Origin of the sequence: Actinobaculum sp. 352 (genome assembly GCF_003957265.1) — a bacterium.
Taxonomy (GTDB): Bacteria; Actinomycetota; Actinomycetes; order Actinomycetales; family Actinomycetaceae; genus Asp313.
In genome coordinates this window covers 1-13,876 of sequence record NZ_RQSN01000002.1, presented here as the reverse complement: position 1 = coordinate 13,876, position 13,876 = coordinate 1, and the positions used below count along the sequence as shown (strand labels likewise).

Genomic DNA, 13,876 nt, shown 5'->3' with positions numbered 1-13,876 from the left:
TCGTCGTTAGTTCGAGAGAGAAAGTAGATTATGCCACGTCAGTCTGCCTCCGGCACCCGTCGGCCCCGCCGTAAGGACCGCCGGAATATTGCAGTGGGCCAGGCCCACATAAAGTCCACCTTCAACAACACCATTGTGTCGATTACTGACCCCACTGGCGCAGTTATTGCATCTTGCTCCTCGGGGCAGGTTGGTTTCAAGGGATCGCGTAAGTCGACGCCGTATGCGGCTCAGCTCGCGGCCGAGAACGCTGCCCGGCAAGCGATGGACCAGGGCATGAAGAAGGTCGATGTCTTTGTGAAGGGTCCGGGATCGGGCCGTGAAACCGCCATTCGGTCGCTGACCGCATCCGGCCTCGAGGTTACGTCGATTTCTGATGTGACACCGCAGGCGCATAACGGGTGCCGTCCTCCTAAGCGTCGCCGCGTGTAGCGGTGTGCTGCGGCTTATCAATCGCCGCGTTCCCTGCCGTGACTGCGGCGGAACCGGCGCGAAGCCGCTGGTCACAATCGACTTGGGCCCGTTGTGGGGCCATGTCGTACGGCTGGACCGAGAGCCGTACGAGTAACGCGGACATCAAATAGCGGGTGTCCGCTGAAAGGAAAGAATCGTGCTGATCACACAGCGTCCTGTCCTCACAGAGGAACAGGTCTCCGAGTATCGCTCGCGGTTTACACTCGAACCCCTCGAGCCGGGGTTCGGATACACCCTGGGTAACTCCATGCGGCGCACACTGTTGTCTTCTATTCCGGGTGCAGCAGTCACTTCCATTCGTATCGACGGCGTGCTCCATGAGTTCTCCACCATCGCCGGAGTAAAAGAAGATGTCGCGGAGATTATCCTCAATTTGAAGGAGCTGGTCGTCTCCTCCGAGAACGACGAGCCGGTGCTGATGTACCTGCGCAAACAGGGACCCTGCGAGGTTACCGCCGCCGACATTACGCCGCCCGCAGGCGTTGAGATCCACAACCCTGATCTTCATATCGCCACGCTCAATGAGAAGGGCAAGATCGAGGTTGACCTGACCGTCGAGCGCGGTCGCGGCTATGTTTCCGCCGCACAGAACAAGGGAGCCGACGACGAGATCGGGCGTATTCCGATCGACTCTATCTATTCCCCGGTTCTGAAGGTGTCGTACAAGGTTGAGGCCACCCGTGTGGAACAGCGTACCGACTTCGACAAGCTTATTGTTGATGTTGAGGTCAAGCAGTCCACGACGCCGCGTGACGCGCTAGCCTCGGCCGGGAAGACGCTGGTGGAACTGTTCGGACTGCTGGTTGATCTGAACACGGAGGCCGAAGGAATTGAAGTCGGCCCGGCGCCGGTTGTGGAGACGCAGTCTTCCGACCTGCAGCGCCCGATCACCATTTTGAATCTGCCGGCCCGCTCGCAGAACTGCCTGCAGCGCGAGGGCATCCATACCATTGGCGAGCTCGTGCAGCGTTCCGAGGCCGACCTCCTGGACATTCGCAACTTCGGCGCGAAGTCCATTGAGGACGTTAAGGATGAACTGGCGAAGCTCGACCTGCGTCTTAAGGATTCCCCGGCAGGCTTCCTCGCGGGTTATGGCGAGGAGAGCTATACCATGCAGTTCAGCGACGACCTGCAGGCCTGAGGCCCGCAGCATTATAGGAGACAAGTACTATGCCCAAGCCTACGAAAGGCCCGCGTCTCGGTGGCTCTGCCGCCCACCAGCGGCACATCATCGCCAACCTGTGTAAGGACCTCATCCGCAACAAGTCGGTGCGGACGACGCAGGCGCGCGCCAAGGCCGTGCAGCCGCATATGGAGAAGCTCATTACGAAGGCGAAGCGTGGCGATACGGCCAACCGCCGTCAGGCACTGAAGGTGCTTGGAGATCGCGAACTGGCCTACATCCTCTTCGAGGAGTTGGCTCCGCTTTTCGCCGAGCGTGACGGTGGGTACACCCGCATCACCAAGATCGGTAATCGCAAGGGTGACAACGCCCCGATGGCCGTCATTTCTCTGGTGACCGAGAAGGTTTCGCCGAAGCAGGCCGTTGTGCAGGAGGCTGAGAAGGCCGCGGCCAAGGCTGCTGCGGCTGAAGAATCCGCGGAGGAAGTGGAGGAGTCCGTATCCGCAGAGTCTGCGGAGTCCGCCGAGAGTTCCGAGTCGGCAGAGTTGGCAGATGATGCCGAGGCTACCGACGATGCCGAGGCAACCGACGACGCCGAGAAGTAAACGATTCTTATACGGTGAGGGGGCACTCTGTCGGGTGCCCCCTCGTTGTTTACGCCTGGGTGTCATTTCAGACTGGGCGTTGTTCCCGACTGCGCGGCGTGGCCGAGATGCGCGGCTTGGCCCCGGTTTCGTGTTGTCTTCTCTGCGCCTCGGCGTCGTTGCTGATCAGGCGTCTGCCGCTCGGGCGTTGTGGCCGAGATGGGCGTTGTCTCCGGCTGGGCATCGGGTGGGGCCTTCGGGGCTTAGAGGCCGGTTTGTGTGTCTAGGTTGGGCGTGTTGGGGTGGCTGCTGACACCCAGTACATCGTGTGCTTGTAGACTCTCCGGGTTATTCGCGGAGAACTGGGGAAACCCGGAGACTTCGGGTAGCGTGCTATGGCCCGGGTTGCGGGTAGGTGCATCATGGGTTCGGGTCGGGGGTGGGAGTTGCCCCGCGGCACCTAGCATGCATGTGGCGCACTGCGCTCCGGCCTGTTAGCGGTGCGGGCGGGCGAGCGACCAAGCGCGCACGCCACCGTTCATTCCGGCAGCATTGGGAATAAAACTGACGTTGTCGCCTAGCCGGGCGCGCACGGTCGGCGAAATTCGCGCGCTATTGCCACCTCCCAAATAGAGTCGGTCCCAGCGGAAGACGGGCCACAGATACTCAAGGGCACGCAGCACTCGGCGGGACCAGGCGGAATCGCCAAGCCGGATACGCTCCGCCTCACCGATCACGTCATCGTAGGTCAAGCCCCACCGCATAGGAGCGTGCGACAATTCGAGATGCGGCGCCAGCTGGCCGTCGTCGACAAGCGCGGAACCCAATCCGGTTCCCAGTGTGATGACGAGCTCGGAGCCTCGGCCCGAGACCACACCGGCGGCAGCGACTTCGGCGTCGTTCAACACTAACGCGGGTACGGCGAACCGTTCCTGCAATACCGCGGCCATGTCGAGGTGGTCCCATGCCTCCGCCAGCTCCGGAACAATCTTCGTATGCGGTCCGGAGCGCCGAATGTAGTGCGGCGTGTAGATTACGATCCCATGGCGGATCATGCCCGGCATACCCAGGGTGATGCGGTCGAATTCACCAAGAGAGTGCGCATGGTCCGCAACGATGCCGAGAAGGTCCTCGGGAGAGAGGGGATAACGCAGGGCGGTTCGTTGCGGCGGGCCGATTTGAAAGCCTCCTGGGTCCAAGATGCAGCTCTTGATTCCGCCGCCGCCGCAGTCGACGGCGAGCGTGCGCGGCTTGGGTGGACCCAGCGGGGTATGGGAGACTTCACTCATGACTTCGACGGTATCGCAAACTGTGCGGCTGCGTCTCGATCTGGCGTACGACGGTGCGGGTTTTCACGGTTGGGCGGCACAGCCCGGATTACGAACCGTGGAAGGAACGCTGGCGGAGGCCTTGACCACCGTCTTGCGTCATGAGGTGCAGCTCACCGTTGCCGGGCGTACTGATGCCGGTGTCCATGCACGTGGTCAGGTAGCGCACGTCGATGTTCCAGCGGCCGCCTTCGCGGGCCTTTCCGGCCGTAGCAAGCGGGAGCCGACGGAGGCCTTGCGGGCGCGGCTGACAGGCGTGTTGCTGCGCGCAAGTGTTGGCGGTCCGCGGGGATCGTCAGACCTTCTTGTTCGCGCGGTATCGCTTGCACCCGCGGGATTCGATGCGCGCTTCTCCGCGCTTGCTCGCACCTACAGTTATCAGGTAGCCGATTCCGTTGGCGGTTACGACCCACTGCGCCGCAGCACCGTTCTCTGGTTGCCGGAAAGACTGGATGTGCAGGCAATGCAGCGGGCAGCGATCCCGTTGCTCGGGGAACATGACTTTCTTTCCTACTGCAAGCCGCGCGAGGGGGCGACGACGGTGCGCGAGTTGCAGCTGCTCGAGATTGCACGGCGTGGCGAACTAGTGCAATTCACCGTCCGTGCCGACGCATTCTGCCATTCCATGGTTCGCACATTGGTGGGGACTCTGTTGCGGGTCGGAAATGGAAAGAGACCCGAAGAATGGCCTGCGGAGCGGTTGGCGGCGCGCAGACGCGACGGCGAGGTTGTGGTGGCACCTGCCCATCCCCTCACCTTGGAGCGCGTCAATTATCCTGATGATGCGCAATTGGCGTCGCGGGCCCAGGTTACGCGGGCGGTCCGGAATTGTGGTTGTTAGCAGAACTGGTCCATCATGGGTAAATGTGGAGGCAGATCACGTTGCGAAAGAGGTACGAGTGGACTCAGGAAAGGTAATTGAACGCTACCCCGTTCCGCCGGAAAAGCCGCGGTATACGAGCGAGGTGCAGAAAGTATCCGGTCGACGCGGGCCGCGCCTCTACGAGGCGGTTGCCGGAGTGTTCGTCGTTTTCGGATTGATCTTAGCGTTTTGGTTAGCGGGACTGCTGTTGATGCGCGCTTTACCCGGGGAACCGCTATGGATTGTGTACTTGCTGCTATTCTGGGCGCTGTTGACATACCTTGCCCTTCCACGCTTGCACCAGTTGTTCACACTGATTTATGTGCCGGATTACTTCATCGGACGGACCCGTACAGGTGACGGGTTGCTGGGTGACCCGGTGAACCTCGCATTGGAGGGCAGCGAGGAAGATATCCACGCTGCGATGCAGGCGGCGGGATGGACGCTTGCCGATGAGATAACTCTGCGTTCTTCGTGGGGGATGATCGTTTCGGCTCTCGGGCGTCGTTCTTATCCGGCGGCCCCGGTCTCCAATTTGTATCTTTTTGGGCGGCGCCATGCTTTTGCCTACCAACAGGAAGTCGATGGGAACGCTTCGCAACGTCATCATGTGCGATTCTGGCGCACGCCAGACGGCTGGCGTTTGCCCGGCGGTGAAAGAGTGCAGTGGCTCGCTGCGGGAACCTATGACCGCTCGGTCGGCCTATCCGCTTTTACCGGGCAGGTCACACACAAGATCGATGCGAACATTGACATCGAACGTGACTACATCATCAATACGGTTCGCTACGCGGATCCTCAGTCAAGCGTGCGGGTGATTGACCAATTCTCCACCTCGTACCACTCCCGCAACGGCGGCGGAGACGAGGTACATACAGACGGTGATCTTCCTGTTCTTGATGTCGCGGGTGCCGCGCCGCGGTTGCGACTCTCCACCGCAGACGGCGGGGAGCAGAGCGAGCGCGCGCACCGCCTGCCGCCTCTGCCCCTGCTCGGGGCGGGATTGCTGAGCATTATGTCTGTTGTCGCAGCCTGTGGCGATGTGTTGCAAGGTCCGGATGCTTTGACCGGAACACGCCTTGTTGTGCAGTCGTTGATACTGCTGACGTGGATCCAGGCGGTCCGGCACAGGCGTTGGGCCTGGGTCGCCTTCATGGCAATCGAAACTCTTGCTGCCTTTGGAACACTGTGTTTCCCCGACGAAGCCAGTGGTATTTTCCAAGCGGCGCTCGCGGTGCTCGTCGTTCTGGCCGTCACGGCGAATCCGGTGCGCGCCTGGGTTAATGAAGGTCGCACCGACCCGCGCGTCCGGCTTCCGCAGTCGTGAGACGTATGTGCATGACGTCTGGAGCAAACCGTTGAATGGGCGCGGCACGTGCCGCTGATTGGCTAAAGAACGACCCGCTGACCAGGCGGCTAGCCCACGTCGCCATACGATTCGTGCCACCGGTCCGTCTGGAGCGGGCCCGATCCAGACGCACCCGCTCCAGAGGAACGCTGCGAGGGCTCGCGCCGGTTCCCAGGTACCTGCGGCGTGCCACTAGCAACAGTTCATTTGCACTGCAGTTAGTTCCAAAGCAGGCCCGGTGCGAAGACCTCCTCTTTGATCTCTTCAAAGAGTCCGATCTCCCGCGCGACGTCGAGAACCGTGTAACGTGACCGGTAGTACATGGCGCGGGGGAAGGTCTCGCGCACATCGTCGGCGGTCAAGCCGATGTCTTCCGGACGCGACGGCGCACCGGCCTCGGCCAGCATCCGCTGCAGCTCCTTAACGGGCATGAGTTGCCCGGAGAGTCGCTCCCGCAGTGTGGGCCAAGCGGCGCGCAGTTTCTCGACCCGCGTGCGTAGCCCATCCGCATCAACGTACTTCTCACGGGTCTCGTTGATCCCCTTGTCGATCAACGGCCCGGACATTGTGTTGCGAATATCGGCCTCAATGGCGCCCCAGGACGGCCAGGCGGCCACCACGGCGTCGATATCGAGTGCGGAAATATCCCGCAGCAGGAAACGCTCGTGGAAAGCCGTCATAGCGAGCGTCCCGATCACCACCTTGAAGCCGTGGCTCAGGGGCGGGTCGAGCTCGGCGCCCAAATGGTTCAGCTCCCACAGGTGACTGAAATAGTGCTCGGCACCCGAGGCGGGCCGAGTGCCACGCGCCACCTGCATGGCTAAGCCGGACATGACTAGACCGGAACATAGACCCTCGTAGGCCTCGGGTACGCCAGCGGCGAGTTCGGTCGGCCGTGACAGGGCTTCGCGCACGCCTCCTTGGACCAGTTTCCATGCCAGCGGGTGAATGGGATCGACACCGACGGCGTCGGCGTACATCCAGTCCGCCCCGGCGGGAATCTTCGCCGAGAGATCGCCATAACCTGACGCTGCCATGGGACGCGGGGCGCCAGCGGCGACGTCCAGATCAAAGATCACTGTATGAGGAGCCGGGCAGGGCATGGTGATCTTCAAACCGTCGCGCGTCATAGGGGCGCCGAAGCCGGTGTAGCCGTCCATGGAGGCAGCTGTTGCGACGACGGCGTAAGGTTGGTCAAGTTCCCCGGAGGCCAGCTTTGTGAGATCGTTGAGTGTGCCGGAGCCGATGGCGATTCCAAGAGCTCCGCCCGCTGTCAAACGTTCTTTAATCTCCACACAGTGATCGTAGGAGGCATAGAGGGTTGGCCTGCCGGGGAAAATCATTGGGTCGATGGCGGTAACGCCATCCTCCGCCTCCAGATAACCCTGGATGGTCGCTCCCGCAGCCTGCCAGGTATTCTCGTCGGCGACCAACATGACCGGGCGATTCCCGACGCTGCGCAGCATCTGGGCGATGATCTCTCCAGACTTTGTGATGACGCCGCGTCCGACCTCAATAGCCTTGGTGCTTTCGGCCTGGGCGAGCCCTTGTGCGGTGATGTCCTCTTCTGCAGTCATTTCTTTCCTTATTCTCCGTGGTTGAGAACTGTATTCCTTGTGACACCGACTCATATGCATGCCGGATACCGCGCAGATCGATTGGCAATATCGGAGAAGGCCATCGCGCAGATCCCTGCACCTTGCGGTTGTCTCAACCTTTGTTTGTTCGATGGTCGAAAGAGGCGTGATGGAGCTCGAAGAGTGCCGGGTAGAGTTCCGCATACTGGTCGACCCAGAAGCGATACTCCTCGTAGCGTGCCGGGTCTGGCACGATTGTGGTCTTCTCGTGAACCATCGCCGCAGCCGCTTCGTGTAGGTCCTTGTACCGACCTGCCGCAACGGCCGCCATCATGGCCGAACCAAGGGTGGGGCCGTCCTGCACTTCGGTTATTTTGATGCGCAGTCCCGTAATATCGGCATGCATTTGTAGCCAGGAGGGGCTATTCAATGCTCCACCACATGCCACAATGACTTCCGGGTTGTAGCCGAGTGAGCGCAGAGTACGTAGGTTCATTTCCAAGCCGTAGCAGGTGGCCTCCTGGATCGCGTGGTAAATGTGCTCTCGGCTGTGGTTCAGGCTCAGGCCGGTGATGGTGCCGCGGGCGCGCGCGTCCGTATAGGGGCTTCGGTTGCCCTGGAAGTAGTCCGTGACAAGCACACCGTCCGATCCGGGGCCGATATCCTTGCTGGCCTCGTTGAGGATCTCATAAGGGGAAGGACCGCCGTTCTTATGTGCTTCGGCTAGATCGGCGCAGAAGGTCTGCAGAAACCAACGGATAATGGAGCCGGTGGATACTTGCGAGGCTTCGAGCGTGTACTGGCCCGGCACAAGGGCATCCGTGTGCGCGCCGAAGAGGCCCGGACCATGCATCGTTTGTGCCGACTGGGCGAGCAGGCAGTTGCTGGATCCGGTGATAAGCGCCATTTGGCCCGGGTTGAGGACGGCCATGCCGATCATGCCCGCCTCGGCATCGATGCCCCCTGCAGCCACGGGAGTCCCAGCGACGAGGCCGAGTTGCTCGGCGGCTTTTGGTGTGAGTTCGCCGAGGTGATCACCCATCACCTTGAGATCGTTCGGCATCTTATCCATTAGGTCGTCGAGGCCAAGTTGGGCGTAGAAGTCGACCGGGAACCCGCCATGGTCATTGTTGTGGTACATCTTCAGGGATGCACTGGTGAGATTTACGCAGGCGCGGCCCGTAAGGCTGAAACCGATCCAGTCCGGTGCGTCCAGAACCCATTTGGTACGCGCCCAGATATCCGGTTCGTTCTCCTTGACCCACAGTGCTTTGTAAATGAACCATTCAGCCGAGGCCGGATCCTCGCCGCCTGCGTTGTAGAGGCGTGCCCAATGGCTAATGTCGGATGCGCGGGCTGCCTGGTTTTCGGCGCGCACGTCGGACCACATGATCGCGCGACGTAGGGGAGTGTCGTCCTCGCCGACGGCGATAAGCGTTGCGGAGGTGGCATCATAGCCGATTCCGGCAATGTCGGCCGGGTCAACGCCGGATTTTTCGAGCACCTTGTGGACGGAGGTGACCAGTGCATCCCACCATTCGTCGGTATCCTGCTCCACCCAGCTTTGATACGGGTAGTAGGACGTAACATTTGTGTCGTGAAAGGCGAGGGGATGACCCTCGGCATCAAACAAACCAACTCGGCATCCGCCCGTGCCCAAGTCGATACCCATATATGCCTGTGGCATGGATCTTCCTCCTTTGGAGATCTACGGCAATCATAGACAACGCTAGCATCTGCCCGGGCTGCCCGCGGGATTTCGGGGAAGCCGATTCCACTGGGCGATGGCTGGCATATCTCTTGGAATTGCGCCTCTCTTGGAGTTGCGCCGACGACGCCGGTTTGACATCCGTATCTCGGCGGCCGCTGGCCGTCGTCGTGCGGGGCCTGTCGGAATAGGGTGCGGCGGAATCATCTTCTGGCGAGAAGGTCGGAGAGAGTCGTCGGGCCGGGGAGTGCGATGGAATGATCACCGGCTGGTAGGTGTGGACGGTAGTACGTGATGGAGTGCGGGAGCGGGTGCACCGTCCGCCGACGCAGTGCCGTCGCTCACAGCGGGCTCTTCCTTTTGACCGCGCCAAATCCGGCCAGTATTCTTAGTTGATGTTGTGTGTGCTGTTTGCACGGTGTTCTTCCCACTCGCCGTGCCGCATCCGACAGTAAGTTACCTACCCTTTGGGGGTCGTGTCCTCTTACCGCGGTCCCCGATACGAGAAACGAAGGCTACGCCCGTGCGCACGTATACACCGAAGCCCGGCGACGTCGAACCGAAGTGGTATCTTATTGATGCCGACGGCGTCGTCCTTGGCCGATTGGCAGCTCAAGTTGCCACCCTGCTCCGTGGGAAGCACAAGCCGAACTTTGCCCCTAACGCTGACACTGGCGACTATGTGATCGTCGTCAACGCTGGCAAGGTCGAACTGACCGGCAGCAAGCGGGAGCAGAAGATGGCCTACCATCACTCCGGTTACCCGGGTGGTCTGAAGGCCACCAGTTACACGGAGCTGCTTGCAACCAAGCCTGAGCGCGCCGTCGAAAAAGCCGTTGCGGGAATGCTCCCGAAAAATAAGCTGGCTCGTAAGCAGCTAAAGAAGCTCAAGGTTTACGCCGGCGCTGAGCATCCGCATACCGCTCAGCAGCCCGAAACCTATGAGCTGAAGAAGATCGCTCAGTGATAACCGGAAACAGGATGTAAGTAAATGGCTGAGACCACAGTTGATACTGAGCTGGACGAAGAATTCACCGGCTCTTACACCACGGAGAGTGAAGCTCCACGCGTTGGTCAGGGTTCCTCCCTGACCGCTCCGGGCCAGGCAGTCGGCCGCCGTAAGGAGGCGGTTGCCCGTGTCCGTCTTCTTCCTGGAACCGGCGAGTGGAAGATCAACGGCCGTACTCTGGAGGATTATTTCCCCAACAAGCTGCATCAGCAGCTAGTGCGTTCGCCGTTCACCCTGCTGGACCTCGAAGGTCGTTTTGACGTCGTTGCCCGTATCAACGGCGGCGGCGTCTCTGGACAGGCGGGCGCCCTGCGCCTCGGCATTGCCCGTGCACTCAACGAGATTGACCGGGAGGCCAATCGTCCGGCTCTGAAGAAGGCCGGGTTCCTGACGCGCGATGCTCGCGCGGTTGAACGTAAGAAGGCCGGCCTGAAGAAGGCCCGTAAGGCTTCGCAGTTCTCCAAGCGATGAGATTGTTACGACGAGGGGTTCCGAGATTCGGGACCCCTCGTCGTGTATATAGTGGAGCGCGAAGCGCGAACCGGGCTGCCGCACACACCGAGAAGCCGATGCGGGGCGTCGTCGTCGGTTTAATGCGATACTGACCAATGAACTGATCAAGGGAGTAGTAATGCCTCGACTTTTTGGTACCGATGGAGTACGCGGACTCGCTAACCGCGAGGTCACCGCCAGTCTCGCCCTCTCTTTGGGAGATGCCGCGGCGCGGGTGCTCACCGAGTCCACAGAATCCGGACGCCACCCGCGCGCGGTTATCGCACGCGACACGCGCATCAGCGGGGCCATGCTGGCACAGGCGGTGGCGGCTGGCCTGGCAAGCGCCGGCGTCGACGTCGAGCATGTTGGAGTATTGCCCACACCCGGGCTGGCGTATCTGACCGCCAGTCGGGACGTGGATTTAGGCGTTGTTATCTCCGCTTCGCATAATCCAATGCCGGATAACGGCATAAAATTCTTCGCCCGTGCGGGTTACAAACTCGAGGACGCGCTTGAGGATCAGATCGAGGCGATCCTGGGGCAGGACTGGGAGCATCCCGTCGGCGCGGATGTTGGGCGTATTTCCAGCGCGGTGGAAGCTGCTGACGCTGCTTACGTGGACCATTTGGCGGCCTCGATCTCGACGCCACTGAATGGACTGCGGATCGCCGTGGACTGCGCAAATGGTGCCGCATCAACGGTGGCACCGGAGGCGCTGCGCAAGGCGGGTGCGGAACTCGTTGTTATCAACGCGTCCCCGGACGGGTACAACATTAATGTCGCCTGTGGTTCGACCCATCCGGAGCAGTTACAGCGCACGGTGGTCGAGTCCGGTGCCGACTTCGGTGTAGCTTTCGACGGCGACGCCGACCGCTGCCTCGCGGTGGACGGCAACGGCAAGATGGTGGATGGCGACCAGATAATAGGAATGCTGGCCCTGGGGCTGAAGGAAGAGGGACGCCTGGCACATGACACCTTGGTTGTCACGGTTATGTCGAATCTGGGCCTGATCCTCGCGATGCGCAATGCCGGTATTGAAACGGTGCAGACGGCGGTTGGTGATCGGTACGTTTTGGAAGCCATGCGCGCGGATGGTTATGTGCTTGGCGGTGAGCAGTCCGGGCATGTGATCAACATGGAGCATGCCACCACCGGCGATGGCACTTTGACGGCGCTGCTGGTGGCTGAACGCGTTGCCGCAACGGGTAAGTCGTTGGCCGAGTTGGCCGGCGTGGTGCAGCGCCTGCCGCAGACGCTGGTGAATGTGCCGAATGTGGATAAGACTGCGACCAGCAGCAACAGTGCTGTTACAGGTGCCGTGGCCGCCGCCGAGGAGCGGCTGGGCGAGACCGGCCGCGTGGTGCTGCGTGCTTCTGGCACTGAGCCCTTGGTGCGGGTAATGGTTGAGGCCGCGACCCAGGCCGAGGCTGACAGTGTTGCGGCCGAGCTGGCAGAAGTGGTGAAGAAGAATCTCTCCCTGTAGATGTGGGGATTTAGCAGCGAGCTTGCGGGATGCGTGGGTGGGCTTGTGAGAAGTGTCGGTGAGCCTGCGAGAAGTGTCGGGTTTTTCAAGAAGTGTCGTGTGAAAGGGCGGAGTTTCTTGAAATTCCCGACACTTCTCGGCGTGGTGTGGTGCTTGGCGTTGTCTGGTGTGCGGGGGTGTTCGGTCGTGGCTGGGGTGGCTGTGTGCTGGGGGTTGTGTTGTGGGTTATGGTTGGGTAGTCTCGGGGTGATTTAATGGTGCTCGCCGGTTTGGTTTTCACTGGTTGGCCTGAGATGAAGGAGTTGGGATTATGGCGACGGTGGCGGAGATTGCGACGTGGCGCAGTGGGCCGTTGCGAGAGGCGAGTGCGGATTTGAAGACGACGGCGCGCCGGTATGCGGAGGTTGCCGAGGGGTTGGGCGGGTTTGTGAATGATGAGGTGTTTGTTGGTGAGGCAGGTGATGCGGAGGCGGCGTCGCGGCGGGCCTTGGTTGATGATATGGGGGATATGCAGCGGATTTTGGAGAAGGCAGCTAATGATTTTGATGCGATTGCGGATGCTATTGATGAGTTGGTACCGGAGGCGGAGGGGATCAGGATTGAGTTGGGTGGTGCGCAGGTGCCGGATGTGGGTGGTGCGGGGATACCGGATGGTGTGTATTGGCGGGCGACGACGTGTATGAGTAAGGGTGATGCGATTGTGAGAGCGTTGGAGGATGTGTATGCGGAGTTGGGTGGTTTGGTGGCGGCGGGTGAGGCGCCGAGTGCGGCGATACTCTCGCATGGTGTGTCTGCTCCGAAGTGGGGGTGGAGTGTTGAGGAGGTTAATGATTGGTGGATGTCTCTGTCGCGGGAGGAGCAGGAGACGATTATTACGAGTCATCCGGAATGGATCGGCAACTTGAATGGGATCCCGATTGATGACCGCAGTGATGCCAACGTGAATCGCTTGGATGAGGAGATCGAGGCGGTCACGGCTGAACTGGAGAAGGCGGAGGAGGAGTGGGAGGCATCCCGTGCGATGACGGTTCCGGAGATGGGGCCGATGGTGCAGCGTGCTCCTGATCTGGTGGCGCTCCAGGATAAGAAACGCCAGTTGGAGGCGTTGAAGCAAGCGTTCGAGGAGGACAACGGGACGCATAGCCTGGTGAGTTTGGATGTGTGGTCGAGTGATCGTTTGCGTGCGGTGGTGGCGATTGGAGATGTGGATCGGGCGGATCGGGTGATGGTGCATACTCCGGGGATGACCTCGACGGTCAGTAGTAGTCTTGTGACCTTTTCCGGTCAGTGGGGCGGTGGTGTTGAGGGCGTGCAAAATGTCTTGAATGAAGGAAAGACACAGCTGGAACGTGAGGGCCGTGGTGATGAGTTGGCTGGGGTGGTGTTTTTGGGGTATGACGCGCCGCAGTGGGATGAGATGGTCTCGAGTAATTCGGTGGCGTTGAGTAAGAGTGCGAGGGAGGGTGGTGAGAATTTGGCGGGGTTGTTGGATTCGATTCAGGCGACGCATGAGGGGGATTTGTATCTGGTGGCGTCGGGGCATTCGTATGGGTCGACGGTCACGGGGTATGCGTTGCGGCAGTCCACGGTTGCTGATGAGGTGATGGTGATGGGTTCTCCGGGGATTACGACGCGGCAGAATCAGGATGTGAATATGGTGCCTGGGCATGTGAGTGTGGGCGAGGCGCAGGGGTTCCCGCGGATTCCCTTCGTGGATGTCGGTGATGGTGATCCGGTGGCTGATCTGGGTTGGTTTGGTGGGGATCCGAGTACGTCGCGGGAGTTCAACAGGATTGGTACGGATGAGTGGACCAGCGCGGAAGGGGTGGAGTATACGGACTCGAAGGGTCATTCCGAGTATTACGATGTTGGGCGGACCTCGGTC

At 60.8% G+C, this 13,876-nt stretch carries 12 protein-coding genes; 9 read left to right on the top strand and 3 right to left on the bottom strand.

The window, feature by feature from the left end:
* The first annotated feature begins 30 nt into the window (after positions 1–30).
* From rpsK to rplQ, 3 genes are all read left to right on the top strand, one after another.
* Positions 31–432 (top strand): 30S ribosomal protein S11, encoded by a 402-nt coding sequence (rpsK, locus tag EKN07_RS02210; RefSeq protein WP_108715251.1) that lies wholly within the window; start codon positions 31–33, stop codon positions 430–432.
* A 178-nt stretch (positions 433–610) separates the two neighbouring features.
* Complete coding sequence (locus tag EKN07_RS02205; protein ID WP_108715252.1) at positions 611–1,615, top strand: DNA-directed RNA polymerase subunit alpha; 1,005 nt, start codon at positions 611–613, stop codon at positions 1,613–1,615.
* Positions 1,616–1,644: 29 nt separating this feature from the next.
* Entirely contained in the window at positions 1,645–2,202 is a 558-nt protein-coding gene (gene rplQ, locus EKN07_RS02200; RefSeq protein ID WP_126145561.1) for a 50S ribosomal protein L17, read from the top strand.
* A gap of 473 nt (positions 2,203–2,675) precedes the next feature.
* Here rplQ and EKN07_RS02195 read toward each other — a convergent pair whose 3' ends face one another.
* Entirely contained in the window at positions 2,676–3,470 is a 795-nt protein-coding gene (locus EKN07_RS02195) for an ROK family protein (protein ID WP_126145560.1), read from the bottom strand.
* Between EKN07_RS02195 and truA the strand changes: the two genes are divergently transcribed.
* Together truA and EKN07_RS02185 are read left to right on the top strand one after the other, a co-directional pair.
* Positions 3,469–4,350 (top strand): tRNA pseudouridine(38-40) synthase TruA, encoded by an 882-nt coding sequence (gene truA, locus EKN07_RS02190; RefSeq protein WP_108715254.1) that lies wholly within the window; start codon positions 3,469–3,471, stop codon positions 4,348–4,350. The genes EKN07_RS02195 and truA overlap by 2 nt on opposite strands.
* A gap of 58 nt (positions 4,351–4,408) precedes the next feature.
* Positions 4,409–5,698 (top strand): LssY C-terminal domain-containing protein, encoded by a 1,290-nt coding sequence (locus EKN07_RS02185; RefSeq protein WP_240611405.1) that lies wholly within the window; start codon positions 4,409–4,411, stop codon positions 5,696–5,698.
* A gap of 239 nt (positions 5,699–5,937) precedes the next feature.
* On the opposite strand, the gene EKN07_RS02180 is transcribed toward EKN07_RS02185, so the two are convergent.
* Both EKN07_RS02180 and EKN07_RS02175 read right to left on the bottom strand, forming a co-directional pair.
* Positions 5,938–7,296, bottom strand: a complete 1,359-nt coding sequence (locus EKN07_RS02180; RefSeq protein WP_108715255.1) for a sn-glycerol-1-phosphate dehydrogenase — start codon at positions 7,294–7,296, stop codon at positions 5,938–5,940.
* 133 nt (positions 7,297–7,429) lie between these two features.
* Positions 7,430–8,983, bottom strand: a complete 1,554-nt coding sequence (locus EKN07_RS02175; protein WP_108715256.1) for an FGGY family carbohydrate kinase — start codon at positions 8,981–8,983, stop codon at positions 7,430–7,432.
* Between the two features lie 544 nt (positions 8,984–9,527).
* Between EKN07_RS02175 and rplM the strand changes: the two genes are divergently transcribed.
* The 4 genes from rplM to EKN07_RS02155 form a co-directional block, all read left to right on the top strand.
* The gene (gene rplM, locus EKN07_RS02170) at positions 9,528–9,971 is read left to right on the top strand and encodes a 50S ribosomal protein L13 (protein WP_108715257.1); all 444 of its coding nucleotides are present in this window, start codon (positions 9,528–9,530) and stop codon (positions 9,969–9,971) included.
* Positions 9,972–9,995: 24 nt separating this feature from the next.
* Positions 9,996–10,484, top strand: a complete 489-nt coding sequence (gene rpsI / locus EKN07_RS02165) for a 30S ribosomal protein S9 (protein ID WP_108715258.1) — start codon at positions 9,996–9,998, stop codon at positions 10,482–10,484.
* A 160-nt stretch (positions 10,485–10,644) separates the two neighbouring features.
* Positions 10,645–11,991, top strand: a complete 1,347-nt coding sequence (gene glmM / locus EKN07_RS02160; protein WP_108715259.1) for a phosphoglucosamine mutase — start codon at positions 10,645–10,647, stop codon at positions 11,989–11,991.
* 310 nt (positions 11,992–12,301) lie between these two features.
* The coding region (locus tag EKN07_RS02155) for an alpha/beta hydrolase (protein ID WP_126145559.1) at positions 12,302–13,876 on the top strand (1,575 nt) is incomplete at its 3' end.

Excerpts from the sequence above, each read along its gene's own strand:
- rpsK (WP_108715251.1), top strand. The coding sequence starts at position 31 with ATGCCACGTCAGTCTGCCTCCGGCACCCGTCGGCCCCGCCGTAAGGAC.
- rplQ (WP_126145561.1), top strand. The coding sequence starts at position 1,645 with ATGCCCAAGCCTACGAAAGGCCCGCGTCTCGGTGGCTCTGCCGCCCAC.
- truA (WP_108715254.1), top strand. The coding sequence starts at position 3,469 with ATGACTTCGACGGTATCGCAAACTGTGCGGCTGCGTCTCGATCTGGCG.
- EKN07_RS02195 (WP_126145560.1), bottom strand. The coding sequence starts at position 3,470 with ATGAGTGAAGTCTCCCATACCCCGCTGGGTCCACCCAAGCCGCGCACG.
- EKN07_RS02180 (WP_108715255.1), bottom strand. The coding sequence starts at position 7,296 with ATGACTGCAGAAGAGGACATCACCGCACAAGGGCTCGCCCAGGCCGAA.
- EKN07_RS02175 (WP_108715256.1), bottom strand. The coding sequence starts at position 8,983 with ATGCCACAGGCATATATGGGTATCGACTTGGGCACGGGCGGATGCCGA.
- rpsI (WP_108715258.1), top strand. The coding sequence starts at position 9,996 with ATGGCTGAGACCACAGTTGATACTGAGCTGGACGAAGAATTCACCGGC.
- glmM (WP_108715259.1), top strand. The coding sequence starts at position 10,645 with ATGCCTCGACTTTTTGGTACCGATGGAGTACGCGGACTCGCTAACCGC.